The organism is Amycolatopsis anabasis (genome assembly GCF_009765355.1).
Lineage (GTDB): Bacteria > Actinomycetota > Actinomycetes > Mycobacteriales > Pseudonocardiaceae > Amycolatopsis > Amycolatopsis anabasis.
This window is the reverse complement of record NZ_VTHK01000016.1, coordinates 110,603-123,387: the sequence shown is the minus strand read 5'-3', so window position 1 is coordinate 123,387 and position 12,785 is coordinate 110,603. Positions and strand designations below refer to the sequence as shown.

General features: G+C 72.5%; 10 protein-coding genes and 1 riboswitch. Of the genes, 9 read left to right on the top strand and 1 reads right to left on the bottom strand.

The window, feature by feature from the left end:
• The first annotated feature begins 59 nt into the window (after nucleotides 1-59).
• The 7 genes from FXO23_RS22020 (at nucleotide 60) to FXO23_RS21990 (ending at nucleotide 8,252) form a co-directional block, all read left to right on the top strand.
• Complete coding sequence (locus tag FXO23_RS22020; protein WP_246257657.1) at nucleotides 60-1,667, top strand: penicillin-binding transpeptidase domain-containing protein; 1,608 nt, start codon at nucleotides 60-62, stop codon at nucleotides 1,665-1,667.
• Nucleotides 1,668-1,750: 83 nt separating this feature from the next.
• On the top strand, nucleotides 1,751-3,229 hold the full coding sequence (locus FXO23_RS22015) for a potassium/proton antiporter (protein ID WP_158887273.1): 1,479 nt from the start codon (nucleotides 1,751-1,753) through the stop codon (nucleotides 3,227-3,229).
• Between the two features lie 367 nt (nucleotides 3,230-3,596).
• Nucleotides 3,597-4,310 carry a M23 family metallopeptidase gene (locus tag FXO23_RS52290; RefSeq protein ID WP_281356569.1) on the top strand — a complete coding sequence of 238 codons (714 nt, stop codon included), beginning with the start codon at nucleotides 3,597-3,599 and terminating at the stop codon, nucleotides 4,308-4,310.
• An 83-nt stretch (nucleotides 4,311-4,393) separates the two neighbouring features.
• Nucleotides 4,394-4,508, top strand: a riboswitch (SAM riboswitch).
• 36 nt (nucleotides 4,509-4,544) lie between these two features.
• Complete coding sequence (locus FXO23_RS22005) at nucleotides 4,545-5,885, top strand: aminotransferase class V-fold PLP-dependent enzyme (protein ID WP_158887272.1); 1,341 nt, start codon at nucleotides 4,545-4,547, stop codon at nucleotides 5,883-5,885.
• A 93-nt stretch (nucleotides 5,886-5,978) separates the two neighbouring features.
• Nucleotides 5,979-6,728: a hypothetical protein gene (locus FXO23_RS22000; RefSeq protein ID WP_158887271.1), complete on the top strand. Its 750-nt coding sequence runs from the start codon at nucleotides 5,979-5,981 to the stop codon at nucleotides 6,726-6,728.
• 22 nt (nucleotides 6,729-6,750) lie between these two features.
• Entirely contained in the window at nucleotides 6,751-7,329 is a 579-nt protein-coding gene (gene lspA / locus FXO23_RS21995) for a signal peptidase II (protein ID WP_158887270.1), read from the top strand.
• Entirely contained in the window at nucleotides 7,326-8,252 is a 927-nt protein-coding gene (locus tag FXO23_RS21990; protein ID WP_158887269.1) for an RluA family pseudouridine synthase, read from the top strand. Before lspA ends, FXO23_RS21990 begins: the two co-directional genes overlap by 4 nt.
• A gap of 82 nt (nucleotides 8,253-8,334) precedes the next feature.
• Here FXO23_RS21990 and FXO23_RS21985 read toward each other — a convergent pair whose 3' ends face one another.
• Nucleotides 8,335-9,315, bottom strand: a complete 981-nt coding sequence (locus FXO23_RS21985; protein ID WP_158887268.1) for an AsnC family transcriptional regulator — start codon at nucleotides 9,313-9,315, stop codon at nucleotides 8,335-8,337.
• 122 nt (nucleotides 9,316-9,437) lie between these two features.
• On the opposite strand from FXO23_RS21985, the gene FXO23_RS21980 reads away from it, so the two are divergent.
• Both FXO23_RS21980 and FXO23_RS21975 read left to right on the top strand, forming a co-directional pair.
• Nucleotides 9,438-11,105: a DUF885 domain-containing protein gene (locus FXO23_RS21980; RefSeq protein WP_158887267.1), complete on the top strand. Its 1,668-nt coding sequence runs from the start codon at nucleotides 9,438-9,440 to the stop codon at nucleotides 11,103-11,105.
• The gene (locus FXO23_RS21975; RefSeq protein WP_158887266.1) at nucleotides 11,102-12,754 is read left to right on the top strand and encodes a DUF885 domain-containing protein; all 1,653 of its coding nucleotides are present in this window, start codon (nucleotides 11,102-11,104) and stop codon (nucleotides 12,752-12,754) included. The genes FXO23_RS21980 and FXO23_RS21975 overlap by 4 nt, the downstream gene beginning before the upstream one ends.
• Nucleotides 12,755-12,785: the final 31 nt, after the last annotated feature.

The window sequence follows — 12,785 nt, the reverse complement described above, 5'->3', positions numbered from 1 at the left end:
ATGGATTCCCCGGGGCCGGTGCGTGATCCACACGTGCCGTCGGAACAGGGGGAGTCCGGGTGAAACCCGTTACCAGGCGCTGGATACTCGCCGGGGGTGCGACGGCCGTCGTCGCGATCGTGGTCGCCGCGGTGATCGGACTGCGGGGCGGTTCCGCGGGCACCGAACCGGCGGCCGCGACCCCCTCGGCAGCCGCGGACGAGCCGAGCTCGGTCGCGGCCCGCTACCTGGACGCCTTCGCCGCCGGGAACGCGACCGCCGCGGGAAACCTCACCGACGATCCGGCCGCCGCGAGCGCGCTGCTCGCCGCGGTGCGCACCGGCCTGCCCGCGGCGCAGGCCCAGGTCCTCCTGCGGCAGGTCACCCCGGCCGGGGACGGCAAGGCGAGCGGCGCCTTCCACGTCACCTGGACCCTCGGCGCCGGGCGCACCTGGGCCTACGACAACAGCCTCCAGCTCATCCGCACCGGCGACCACTGGTCGGTGCACTGGACCCCGGCGCTCGTGCACCCGAAGCTGGAGGCGAACCAGCGGCTCGCGCTGCGCACCCGCGCCGGCACCCCGGCGGTGGTCGACCGGGACGGCAAACCGCTGATGCTCTGGCAGGAGTCCGGCATCCAGCCCGCCGAGGGCAATCCGGCGCCGCTGCTGCGGTCGAGCATGACCAAGCTCACCCAGGAGCAGGGCGCGGGCGGCTGGTCGGTCACCCGCACCGACGCCGCCGGGGCCGACGTGGAAACCCTGGGCGGCACCGGGACCGCCCAGGCGAAACCGCTCACGATCACCCTGGGTGCCGGTGCGCAGGGCGCCGCGCAGGCCGCGGTCGACGGCGCGCGGTTCCCCGCGGCGCTGCTCGCGCTGCAACCCTCCAGCGGCGAGATCCTCGCGGTCGCCCAGAACGCGGCCGCCGGGCTGGACCCCAAGGCGTTCAGCGGGCTGTACGCGCCCGGGTCGACGTTCAAGATCGCCACCGCGGCCGCGGTGCTGCAACACGGCGGCCAGGACGCCAACACCGTCCTCGACTGCCCGGCGTCGGTTCAGCTCGGCCAGCGCACCATCCCCAACGACAACAACTTCGCGCTGCCGCCGCAGCCGCTGCACAGCGCCTTCGCGCATTCCTGCAACACCACGTTCGCCCAGCTGGCGTCCGGGCTGCCCGCGGACGCGCTCGCGCGGGCGGCGAGCCAGTTCGGCCTGAACGCGGACTTCGAGATCCCCGGGATCTCCAGCGAGGCGGGCAAGGTCGAACCGGCGGCCAATCAGGCCGAACAGGTCGAGAACGCGATCGGGCAGGGCAAGGTGCAGGCGAGCCCGTTCGGGATCGCGCTGATGGCCGCCACCGTCGCCGCGGGCCGCGCGGTCACGCCGAAACTGTGGCGCGGCCTGGACACCCGGGTGAACACCGGTTACCAGCCGCCGCCGGGCGGGGTGATCGGGGCGCTGCGGCAGATGATGCGCGAGGTGGTGACCGGCGGCACCGCGTCCGAGCTGCGCGGTAGCGGCCAGGTCTTCGGCAAGACCGGCACCGCCCAGTTCGGCGACGGAACCCAGTCCGACGGCTGGTTCGCCGGTTACCGCGGGGATGTCGCGTTCGCGGTCCTGCTGAAGGGCGCGGGTTCGTCCAAGCCCGCGGTGGCCGCCGCCGCGACATTCCTCAGTGGACTGTGAGCGGCGCGCCACCACCACCTGGCTGGGAAGAACGACCCGACTCCCTATTCTTGACCCGGCAAAAGGGGTAGACGGGAGGCGTGGTGGACGGACTTCCGGTCGTGCTCGGCGTCGGAGCGCTGGTGCTGCTGGCCTCCGTCCTCGCGGTGCGCGTATCGATCCGCCTCGGCCTGCCCTCGCTGCTGGTCTACCTCGGAATCGGCGTCCTCATCGGCGAGGCGGGCTTCGGGGTCGAGTTCGAAGACGCCACGCTCACCCAGTCGCTCGGCCTCGCCGCGCTGGTGATGATCCTGACCGAGGGCGGCCTGACCACCCGGTGGCAGGCGGTCAAACCCGCACTGGGGCCCGGAATCGCACTGTCCACTGTGGGCGTTGCGATCAGCATCGCGGTCACCGGTGTCGCGCTGCACTTCCTGCTCGGCCTGGACTGGCGCACCGCGCTGCTGTGGGGCGCGGTGCTCGCCTCGACCGACGCGGCCGCGGTGTTCTCCGTGCTCCGCACGGCCGGGGTCGGCAAGCGGCTCGTCGGCACCCTCGAACTCGAATCCGGTATCAACGACGCCCCGGCCTACATCGCGGTCGTCGTGCTCGCCTCCAGCATGCTGGTCGACTGGACGTTGCCGCTGCTGGTGGTCTACGAGCTCGCCGCCGGGCTGGCGATCGGGCTCGCGTTCGGCTGGGTGGGCGCGCAGGCGCTGCGCCGGGCCGCACTGCCGGCCACCGGCCTCTACCCGCTGGCGACCGTGGCGGTGTGCGTGATCGCGTATTCCAGCGGGCAGCTCGCGCACGCCTCGGGCTTGCTGGCCACCTATGTGGCGGGTGTCGTGCTCGGCAATTCGCGGCTGCCGCACCGCTCGGACACGCTGTCGTTCGCCGAGGGGCTGGGCTGGCTGGCCCAGATCGGCCTGTTCGTGCTGCTGGGGTTGTTCGCGTCGCCGGAACGGCTGCTGGACGCCGTGGTGCCCGGCCTGGTGGCCGGTGCGGTACTGCTGGTGCTCGCCCGGCCGCTGTCCGCGCTCGTCGCCACGTTGCCGTTCCGGGTGCCGTGGCGGGAACGGGCGTTCCTGTCCTGGGCCGGGCTGCGCGGCGCGGTGCCGATCGTGCTGGCGATGATCCCGCTGGCCGAGGGGCTGCCCGGGGCCGAGCGCCTGGTCGACGCGGTGTTCGTGCTGGTCATCGTGCTCACCCTGGTGCAGGGCGCGACCCTGGCTCCGCTGGCGAAACTGCTCGGCCTGAGCGTGTCCGCCGAGGCGCGGGAGATCCAGGTCGACTCCGCGCCGCTCGACGAACTCGGCGCGGAGCTGCTCCAGGTGCGGATCCAGCCGGGGTCGCGGTTGCACGGCGTGTACCTGTCCGAGCTGCGCCTGCCGCTCGGGTCGACGGTCAGCCTGGTCGTCCGGCACGGCGAAGGGTTCACCCCGCAGCACACCACCCGGCTGCAGGAACGGGACGAGCTGCTCGTGGTCGCCACCGAACGGTCCCGGGACGCGGCCGAGCGCCGCCTGCGCGCGGTCGACCGCGCGGGCCGCCTGGCGCGCTGGAAGGGCGAGTCCGGCCGCTGATCCGGAAAATAGGGTCGTGAGCGTTTGCGCCGGTTCTAGCCGGTCTGAACACTCACGACCCCCAGCACCCGGTCCCCTTGCTCCCGCGGGCAAGGAGGTCACCACGATGGGGAAGTGCCGCCGCGACACGCCCCGAAAGTGCGCGCACTTTCGACGCGACCGAACGAGGCGACCGGGGCAGCGAGGGCTAACCGGCCTGACCGCTCACGACCCCACCCCGCAACGGGCGCCCCCTCCGGGGTCAGCGATGACTAACTGGTAAATGGGAACGTGCGCCGCGTATTCCCTCGCGGGGTTCTTCTGGCTAGCTTGCGCTCGTTCGGCGTAACTCGACTGGGTGGAATCCCTGCACGAAGGAGAACGCGGAGTGACCAACACGCGTGTCAATCCCACGATCCAAAGACCCCGGAGACCTCGTACCGCCGCCGCGGCGGCCGGGGTGGTCTTCGCCGCGACCCTGGTCGTGGCGCCCGCCGGGGCGGAGGCGGCGGAGTTCCCGGTGTTCGGCCTGCCGTTCGCGGCCGGGCAACAGACCGGTTCGGCCGGTATCCACTCCGACGACGGCAACAACGGCGTGAAGAACGCGATCGACTTCAACCCCGATGACGGGATCGTGCGGGCCCCGCTCGCCGGGACCGCGCACCTGCAGCACTGCTCGGCCGGGGACTGGGTCACCATCGACCACGGCGACGGCTGGCGCACCGGCTACTACCACATGGAGAACATCAAGGTCACCGACGGGCAGCAGGTCGAGGCCGGAACCGAACTCGGCCACATCGGCAACGCGCTGCCGTGCGGCGGCAACAGCACCGGCGCGCACGTGCACTTCACTCTCTGGACCCTGTCCGGCACCGCGGTGAGCACGACCGCCGCCGACCCGATCGCCGCCGGCAACTGGGACGGCGTCTCCTACGAGCGGCTGTCCGGCGAGGTCGCGGACGCGCTCGGCGTCGCGGTCGACGGCAAGGTGTTCGGCGGCTGGCGGTTCAACGAGGGTCCCAACCAGTACGGCGGTACGGCGACCCGGGTCAGCGACGGCTTCCAGGTGACGCTTCCCGGCTGGTTCCGCTACGACGGTTGATGCCCCGCCGATCGCGTGACCGTCGTCTCATCGGCTGGGTCGCGGTCGCGCGATCGGCGTCGCATCCGCTAACGTCTCCGGCAGGTCATGAGCGCCAGCGTCAAGCCCCGGCTTGCTGGCCGGCAACCCTCCTTCCGCGGTGGGGTGCCCCGGGTGAGGACCTGGTCCGCCGCGAGGTGCGGTGGGCAAGCGCGGACTCCTCAGTGGGTCCCCGGACCGCCGAGGAGGCTCCCGATGACACTCGCTCTCGAATCCCGCACCGCTGAATCCGTTGTCCCGAAAGGGATTCCGGCCGTCGCCGGGGCCGGGCTGGAAGTGCCGCTGGTGACCGGCGAGCGGATCGGCTACGCCAACCTCGACCACGCCGCCAGCGCGCCCTGCCTGGACGCGGTCCGGCGCGCGGTCGACGAGTTCCTGCCCTGGTACGCCAGCGTTCACCGGGGCGCGGGTTTCGCCTCCCAAGTGTCCACAAAGGTCTACGAGGGCACCCGGGACGTGCTGCGCCGGTTCGTCGGCGCCCGGACCGGGGACACCGTGGTGTTCACCCGCAACACCACCGATTCGTTCAACCTGCTGGCCCGCGCCGTTCCGCGGAACACCTCGGTCGTCGTGTTCGACACCGAGCACCACGCGGCCCTGCTGCCCTGGAAGGGCGCCCGCGTGCACCGGATTCCGACGCCGCGCACCCGGCTCGCCGCGGTGTCCGCTGTGGACAGTGCGCTCGCGGGCTGCGCCGAGGGGCCCCGGCTGGTCGTGCTCACCGGGGCGTCCAACGTCACCGGGGAACTCCTGCCGGTGGCCGAGATCGCCGCGGTGGCGCGCCGCCACGGCGCCCGGATCGCCCTGGACGCCGCGCAACTCGCGCCGCACCGCCGGATCTCGCTGCGCGCACTGGACGTGGACTACGTGGCCCTGTCCGGGCACAAGCTGTACGCGCCGTTCGGCGCGGGCGCGCTGATCGGCCGGGCCGACTGGCTGCGCGCCGCCGATCCCTACCTGGCCGGGGGCGGCGCCAGCAAGCTGGTCACCGAGCAGAGCGTGGTGTGGAATTCCGGACCGGAACGGCACGAGGCCGGTTCGCCGAACACGGTCGGCGTCTACGCGCTGGGGGTGGCCTGCCGGACCTTCGCCGAGCACGCCGATGCCGTCGAGGCGCACGAATCCGCGCTGCTGGCCCGGCTCCGCCGTGGCCTGGCGGCGGTGCCCGGACTCAGCGAACTCCGGCTCTTCGACGCGGAGGTCGACCGGGTGGGCACGGTGAGTTTCGTGCTCGACGGGTTCCAGCCCGGCTGGCTGGCCGCGGTGCTGTCGGCCGAATACGGCATCGGGGTGCGCGACGGCGCGTTCTGCGCGCACATCGCCACCCGGCGGTTGATCGGCGACACCGGTGCGGAGGGCAGGCAAGCGCTGCGGGTGAGCCTCGGCCTGGGCACCACCGCCGAGCACGTCGACCGGCTCGTGCTCGCCCTGCGCCAGATCGTCGCCCGCGGGCCCCGGTGGACCTACCACGACGACGGCGGCCGCTGGGCGCCGAGCCCCGACCCGCGCGAACTGCCGCCTTTCCTGTCCGCCTGACGGGCGGGCCGAGCACCCACTACCCTCACTCGAATGGGTGAGAACGGCAGGAGAGGTCTGGTTCCCGGAGACCGGAGCGAATTCTGGTTTCCGTTGGCACTGCTCGGTTTCGGCTTGCTCGCGCTGCTGGCCCTGCGGCCGGAACCGGGCTTCGGCTGGTTCGCGTATACCCCGCGCTCGGAGATGATGGCGACGACGTTCGCGGTCCAGGGCTCGTCGAACGTGATCGTGCCGGAGTTCTTCGTGGATCCAGCGGGTCTCGGATTCGCGGTTTCCGGACGCGACTTCTGGCCGGTCGCCATCCTGGTCCTGTTCCTGGCGACCGTGGCGTGGTACGCGGTCCGGATGCGCCGCGCGGGCGCCGGGCTGTCCCGGGGACGGCTCATCACCGTGGTCCTCGGCGGCCTCGGCGCCATCGTGCTGGGGTTCGTCCTCGGCGGGATCGCCCGCGCCGCCGGGGACGGCCCGGAGGTCGCGGTCACCGTCGGCGGCCCGCTGGTCGGGCTCGGCCTGTGCGCCGGGGCCTGGTCGTTCTTCCGGCTCGGGCCCGGTGGGCGGGCGGCCCGGATCGCCTGCGCGGTCCTGGTGCCCGCGGCGGCTTTCCTCGCCCTCGCCGCGCTCCTGCCCGACCGGATCGACACGCTGCTGATCACCACCGGGCTGCTCGTGCTCGCCCGGCTGGAACGCAGCATCCTGCTCGCCGTGGTCGCGGGCGCGTTCCTGCTGTCCGGGGTCCTCTTCGCCCGCGGCGTCTTCGGGCTCGCGCTGTCCGCGGCGATCGTGTTCGCCGGGGTGATCGCCGCGTTCGTGGTGGTCCGGCGGCCCACCGGGGAGCCCGCCTGAACCCGCAGTGGACAATGGCGCGGTGAGCACCGAGCCAGGATCGCAACCCGAGACCACCCCGGGCCCCGCCGAGGCCGCGCCGCCCAAGCGCCGGATCGGCCTGGTCTTCTCCGTCGCGGTCCTCGGGTTCGCCCTCGATCTGGTCACCAAGGTCCTGGTCGTGTCCAATTTGGAGGGACAGGAGCCGGTCCGGATCCTCGGCGGGGCGGTCTACCTGCAGCTGGTGCGCAATCCGGGCGCGGCGTTCGGCATGGCCACCGGGATGACCTGGCTGCTCGCGATCGTCGCGATCGTCGTGGTCTGCGCGATCATCTGGCTGGCCGGTCGCCTGCGGTCGGCAGGCTGGGCGATCGGCCTCGGGTTCGTGCTGGCCGGGGCGTTCGGGAACCTGATCGACCGGCTCTTCCGCGCGCCCGGTGTCCTGCGCGGCCATGTCGTCGACTTCATCTCGGTGTTCGCCCCGAACGGGGACGTGTGGCCGGTGTTCAACGTCGCCGACTCGTCCATCTGCGTGGGCGGGGTGTTGATCGTGCTGCTTTCCCTGCTCGGCAAGGACTACGACGGCAGCTCGGCCCGGGGCGCGAAGAAGGAGGCGGCGTGACCGCGCGGATGCTGCCCGTTCCGGACGGGCTGGACGGGATGCGCGTGGACGCGGGCCTGGCCAAACTGCTGGGGCTGTCGCGGACCGCGGTCGCCGAACTCGCCGAGGCGGGGGAGGTGCTGCTGGACGGCAGACCGGCGGGCAAATCCGACCGGCTGGCCGCGGGCGGGCTGCTCGAGGTGACGCTGCCCGAGCCGGGCAATCCGGTCGAGGTGATCGCCGAGCCGGTCGAGGGCATGCGGATCCTGCACGACGACGACGACATCGTGGTGATCGCCAAACCGGTCGGCGTGGCCGTGCACCCCAGCCCCGGCTGGACCGGCCCGACCGTGGTCGGCGCGCTCGCCGCCGCCGGGCTGCGCATCGCCACCTCGGGGGCGGCCGAGCGGCAGGGCGTGGTCCACCGGCTGGACGCGGGCACCACCGGTGTGATGGTGGTGGCCAAGAGCGAGCACGCCTACACGGTGCTCAAGCGGGCGTTCAAGGAACGCACGGTGGACAAGGGCTACCACGCGATCGTCCAGGGCCACCCGGATCCGACCCGGGGCACGATCGACGCGCCGATCGACCGGCATCCCCGGCACGACTACAAGTTCGCGGTGGTCGCCGGTGGGCGGCCGAGCATCACGCACTACGAGGTGGTCGAGGCGTTCCGGGCGGCCTCGCTGGCCGAGATCAAACTGGAAACCGGGCGCACGCACCAGATCCGGGTGCACTTCGCGGCGCTGCGCCACCCGTGCGTCGGCGACCTGACCTACGGCGCCGATCCGGTGCTCGCCCGCAAACTCGGCCTGACCCGGCAGTGGCTGCACGCCCGCACCCTCGGCTTCGCCCACCCGGCCGACGGGCGCTGGGTCGAGTTCGAAGCCGAGTACCCCGAAGACCTGGCGCGCGCCCTGGACATCCTCCGCGCCGAATCCTGACCCCTGCCCAACTTCCATGAGGGGACCCCTCCGGACAAAAATCGTCAGGAGGGGTCCCCTCATGACACCTCGGGGCCCGGGATCAGTCCTCGATGGACCAGGTGAGGGAACGTTCGTCCGGTTCGGGGCGGGGGCTCCACCGGACCGAGACCACCCGGGTCGCCTCCGGCAACACGTAGACCGTGTGCCCGCCCGCGGTCTCGCCCGGCTGCACGCCGATGCGGTGCGGCGGGCGGGAGGACAGGGACACCGGGGCCTTGCCCACGGCCTGGCCCTGGTCGGTGAGCAGCTCGAGGTAGTTGTCCGGTAGCGACACGAACGGGACGTTCCCGCGGTTGGTGATCTCGGTGTGCACCACGACCGCGCGTTCGCCGTCGTCGAGCCGGTATCCGGCGGCGCTGAACAGGAAGTCCGCCGGGTCCTGCACCTCGAGCAGTTGCAGTGTGAGCTGCTCGCCCTCCAGCCCCTCGGTCGCCAGGACGTCGCCGGTCTTACCGGCGCGCTGTCCCGGCGCGGCGGGCGGTTTGGGCGCCTGGTCGCCGCGCGCCCAGGACGAACTCTGCGGCGGGCCCCAGGTGTTCATCACCGGGTCGGACGGCACCGGGGCCGGGGGCGGTGGTGGCGGTGGAGCGGGCCGCCGCGGCGGGCGCGGCGGGGCGCCGCCGTTGGGCGGCGGCCCGGGGTAGCGGCCCGACGGCGTCCCCGCGACCGGGTGCGCACCCTGCTGCTGCATCGGATACCGCCCCGAGGGCGTGCCCTGCACGGGATACGGACCGGACGGCGTGCCCTGGACCGGGTAGGCGCCCGACGGCGCGCCCCGCACCGGGCCGCCGGGGTTGTGCGTGGCCCACGCGCCGGTGCCCGCGAGCGCGGCGCGCAGCCCGTGCGGATCGCTTTCCACCCCGACCAGCAACGGCAGGCCGCTGCCGGACAGGCCCACCAGCCGGTAGGCGACCTCGCGCGGATCCATGCCGACCTTCGCCGCGAGTTCGTGAACGGCCGCCTTGCCCAGCTCGGCCAGCGCGGCGAGCAGGCGGGCATCCACGGGATCGGTCACGGCCACGGCAGGCAACGCTACCGCCTCGCGCCACCACACGTGCGCACCCCGCCCCGGTTCTTCACACCCAAAACCCGGCACCGGCTCTAGGCTCGGTGACAACACTCACTTGATCACTGGGACGGACCATGACCGAAGTCGTCGTGCTCGCCGACGAGCTGGTTGACCTGATGTTCGACGCCGAGCCGCTGTGGCCCGCCATTCTCGGCATCGACCCGCTGCGGCCCGGCCTCGGCGACCTGAGCGAGGACGCGGAGCGGGACCACCGCGCGAAGCTCACCGCGCTCGCCGCCCGGGCCCGCGCCCTCGATCCGGCCGGGCTGACCGGCGAAGACCGGACCACCCGCGAGGTTCTGCTGAGCCAGCTCCAGGGCCACCTCGACCGGTTGGACAGCCACGCCGTCGAATTCACCGTCAGCGACCTCTTCGTCGCACCCGCGGTGGGCCTGCTGACCGTGCTGCCGAGGATCACGGTGACCGGCGCCGAACAGGGTGCGGTCCAGCTCGACCGGCTCGCGGCGATCCCGGCCTACCTCCGGCAGGCGCTGGACCGGCATCGCGCCGGGGTCGCGGCCGGGCGGGTGCCGGTCGCCCGGCTCGTGCGTGCCGCGATCGAGCACCTCGACCGGTATCTCGCGAACCCGTCCGCCGATCCGCTGATCCGCCAGCCCATGCCGGACGACGACTTCACCGCCCGCCGCGCGGCCCTGCTGGACGAGGTCGTCCGGCCCGGGTTCGCGGCCTACCAGGACGCGCTCGCCGCCGAGATCGAGCCGCACGGCCGGCCGGAGGACCGCCCCGGCGTGTGCTGGCTGCCCGACGGTGAACGGATCTACACCCTGCTGGCGCGCACGCACACGACCACCGAGCGCACCCCGGAGGAACTGCACGAGACCGGCCTGGAACTGATCGACGGGCTGGCCCGCGAGTACGCCGAGATCGGGGCGCGGGTGTTCGGCACCGCCGAACTGCCGGAGATCTTCGACCGGCTGCGCACCGATCCCGCGCTGCGCTGGAAGAACGCGGACGAACTGCTGGCCGGGGCGCGCGCCGCGATCACGCGGGCCGAGGAGGCCGCGCCGCGCTGGTTCGGCCGGATCCCGCCGCAACCGTGGGTCGTCGAGCCGGTGCCGGAGGCCGAGGCGCCCGGCGGACCGGCCGCGTACTACCTGTGGCCCTCGGCCGACGGCAAGCGGCCGGGCACCTACTTCGCGAATACCTACGAGGTCACCGAACGGTTCCGGCACACGGCCGAGGTGACCGCGTTCCACGAGGCCATTCCGGGCCACCACTTCCAGTTGTCCACCGCACTGGGCCTGGACGATCTCCCGCTGTTGCGCCGGATCGGCGATTTCAACGCCTACAGCGAAGGCTGGGGCCTGTACTCCGAACGGCTCGCGCACGAGATGGGGCTGTACTCCGACGACGTGTCCCTGCTCGGCATGCTGACCATGGACTCGATGCGCGCCGGGCGCCTGGTCGTCGACACCGGGTTGCACGCGAAGGGCTGGAGCCGCCGGCAGGCCGTGGACTACCTGCGCGAGCACACCCCGATGCCGCGGGTGGAGATCGAATCCGAGATCGACCGCTACATCTCCTATCCCGGGCAGGCGTTGTCGTACATGGTGGGCCGCTTGGAGATCCAGCGCATCCGGGCGCGGGCGGAGGAGATCCTGGACAGCCGGTTCGACGTCCGCGACTTCCACGACGTCGTCCTCGGCGGCGGCGCCCTGCCGCTGTCCGTGCTCGACGGCGTGGTCACCGAGTGGGCGGCGGGTCAGGAGGCTTCGGCGTGAGCACACCCATCGAACTGGCCGAGGAACTCACCGGCATCCTGTTCGCCGCCGATCCGGTGCGGCCTTCCGTGCTCGGGCTGCCCGCGGAGCACGACCGGCTGGCCGACCTGAGCGAGGAAGCCGAACAGCGGACCAGGGCGGCCTGCCTGGACGTGGCGGCCCGGGCCGAGGCGATCGACCGGGACGCGCTTTCCGAGCAGGACCGGGTGACCCGGGACGTGGTGGTCCAGCAGGCGAAGGCGGTCGTCGATCGGATCGACTCGGCCGTGTGCGAGATCTCGGTCAGCGACGCCTTCGGCGCCCCGGCGCTGCAACCGCTGCTCCTGCTGCCCCAGCTCACCCTGAACGACGCGGAGAAGGCACGCGGGTACCTCGCCCGGCTCGCCGCCTTTCCATCCTATTTGGACACGGTCGCGCGGCGTCAGCGCGCCGCACTCGAGAACGGCGTCGCGCCGCCGGAATTCCTGGTGGACGCGGGTATCGCGTTCGTGGACCGCTTTCTGTCCGAATCGGACACCAGCCCGTTGCGCGTCGGCGCCGAAACCGCGGGATTCGCGCCGGAACGCGACCGGTTGCTCGCCGAGGTGGTCCGCCCGGCGTATGCGCGGTACCGGGATTTCCTCGCCAGCGAGGCGAAACCACGCGGCCGTCCGGCGGACCAGGCGGGCCTGTGCTGGCTGCCCGACGGCGAGGAACGCTACGCCAAGCTGATCCGCGTGCACACCACGACCGACCGCACCGCCCGCGATCTGCACGAGACCGGCCTGGCGCTGATCGAGCAGCTGGCCGGCGAGTACCGCGAACTCGGCGGCCGGGTGTTCGGCACGACCGAGTTGGCGGAGATCTTCCACCGCCTCCGGACCGATCCGGAGCTGCGCTGGTCGGACGGCGAGGAACTGCTCGCCGCCGCCCGCGCGACCATCACGCGTGCGGAAGCGGAGGCGCCGCGCTGGTTCCGGTCCGTGCCCGAGCAGGCGTGCGAGGTCCAGCCGGTGCCCGAAGCCGACGCGGAAGGCGGCACGATCGCCTACTACCTCGAGCCCGCGCTCGACGGTTCGCGCCCCGGGATCTACTTCGCCAACACCTTCGCCGCCGGGGAACGGTTCCGGCACACCGCGGAGGCGATCGCGTTCCACGAAGCCGTGCCGGGACACCACTTCCAGCTCTCCACCGCGCTCGGGCTGAGCGAACTCCCGCTGCTGCGGAGGATCGCGGACATCAACTCCTACCTGGAAGGCTGGGGCCTCTACGCCGAGCGGCTCGCCGACGAGATGAGGCTGTATTCCGGTGACGTGGCCCGCTTCGGCTTGCTGACCCAGGATTCCATGCGGGCCGGGCGTCTCGTGGTGGACACCGGACTGCACGCCCTGGGCTGGAGCCGGCAGCGGGCGGTGGACTTCCTGCGCGAGCACACCCCGATGGCGCCGCTGGAGATCGAGCGCGAGATCGACCGGTACGCCGACTGGCCCGGGCAGGCGTTGTCCTACATGGTGGGCCGGTTGGAGATCCAGCGGATCCGGGCCGCCGCGGAGGAGGCGCTGGGGGAGCGGTTCGACATCCGCGACTTCCACGACGTGGTGCTCGGCAACGGCGTGCTGCCGCTCTCGGTGCTGGACACGGTCGTCGCGGACTGGGTGGCGCGGCACTGATGGCCGAAATCGAGGGTTGCCGGTCATTGTG

Bases quoted from the DNA above. Each gene is read 5' to 3' on its own strand.
- FXO23_RS22005 (WP_158887272.1), top strand. From the start codon at position 4,545: ATGACACTCGCTCTCGAATCCCGCACCGCTGAATCCGTTGTCCCGAAA.
- FXO23_RS21980 (WP_158887267.1), top strand. From the start codon at position 9,438: ATGACCGAAGTCGTCGTGCTCGCCGACGAGCTGGTTGACCTGATGTTC.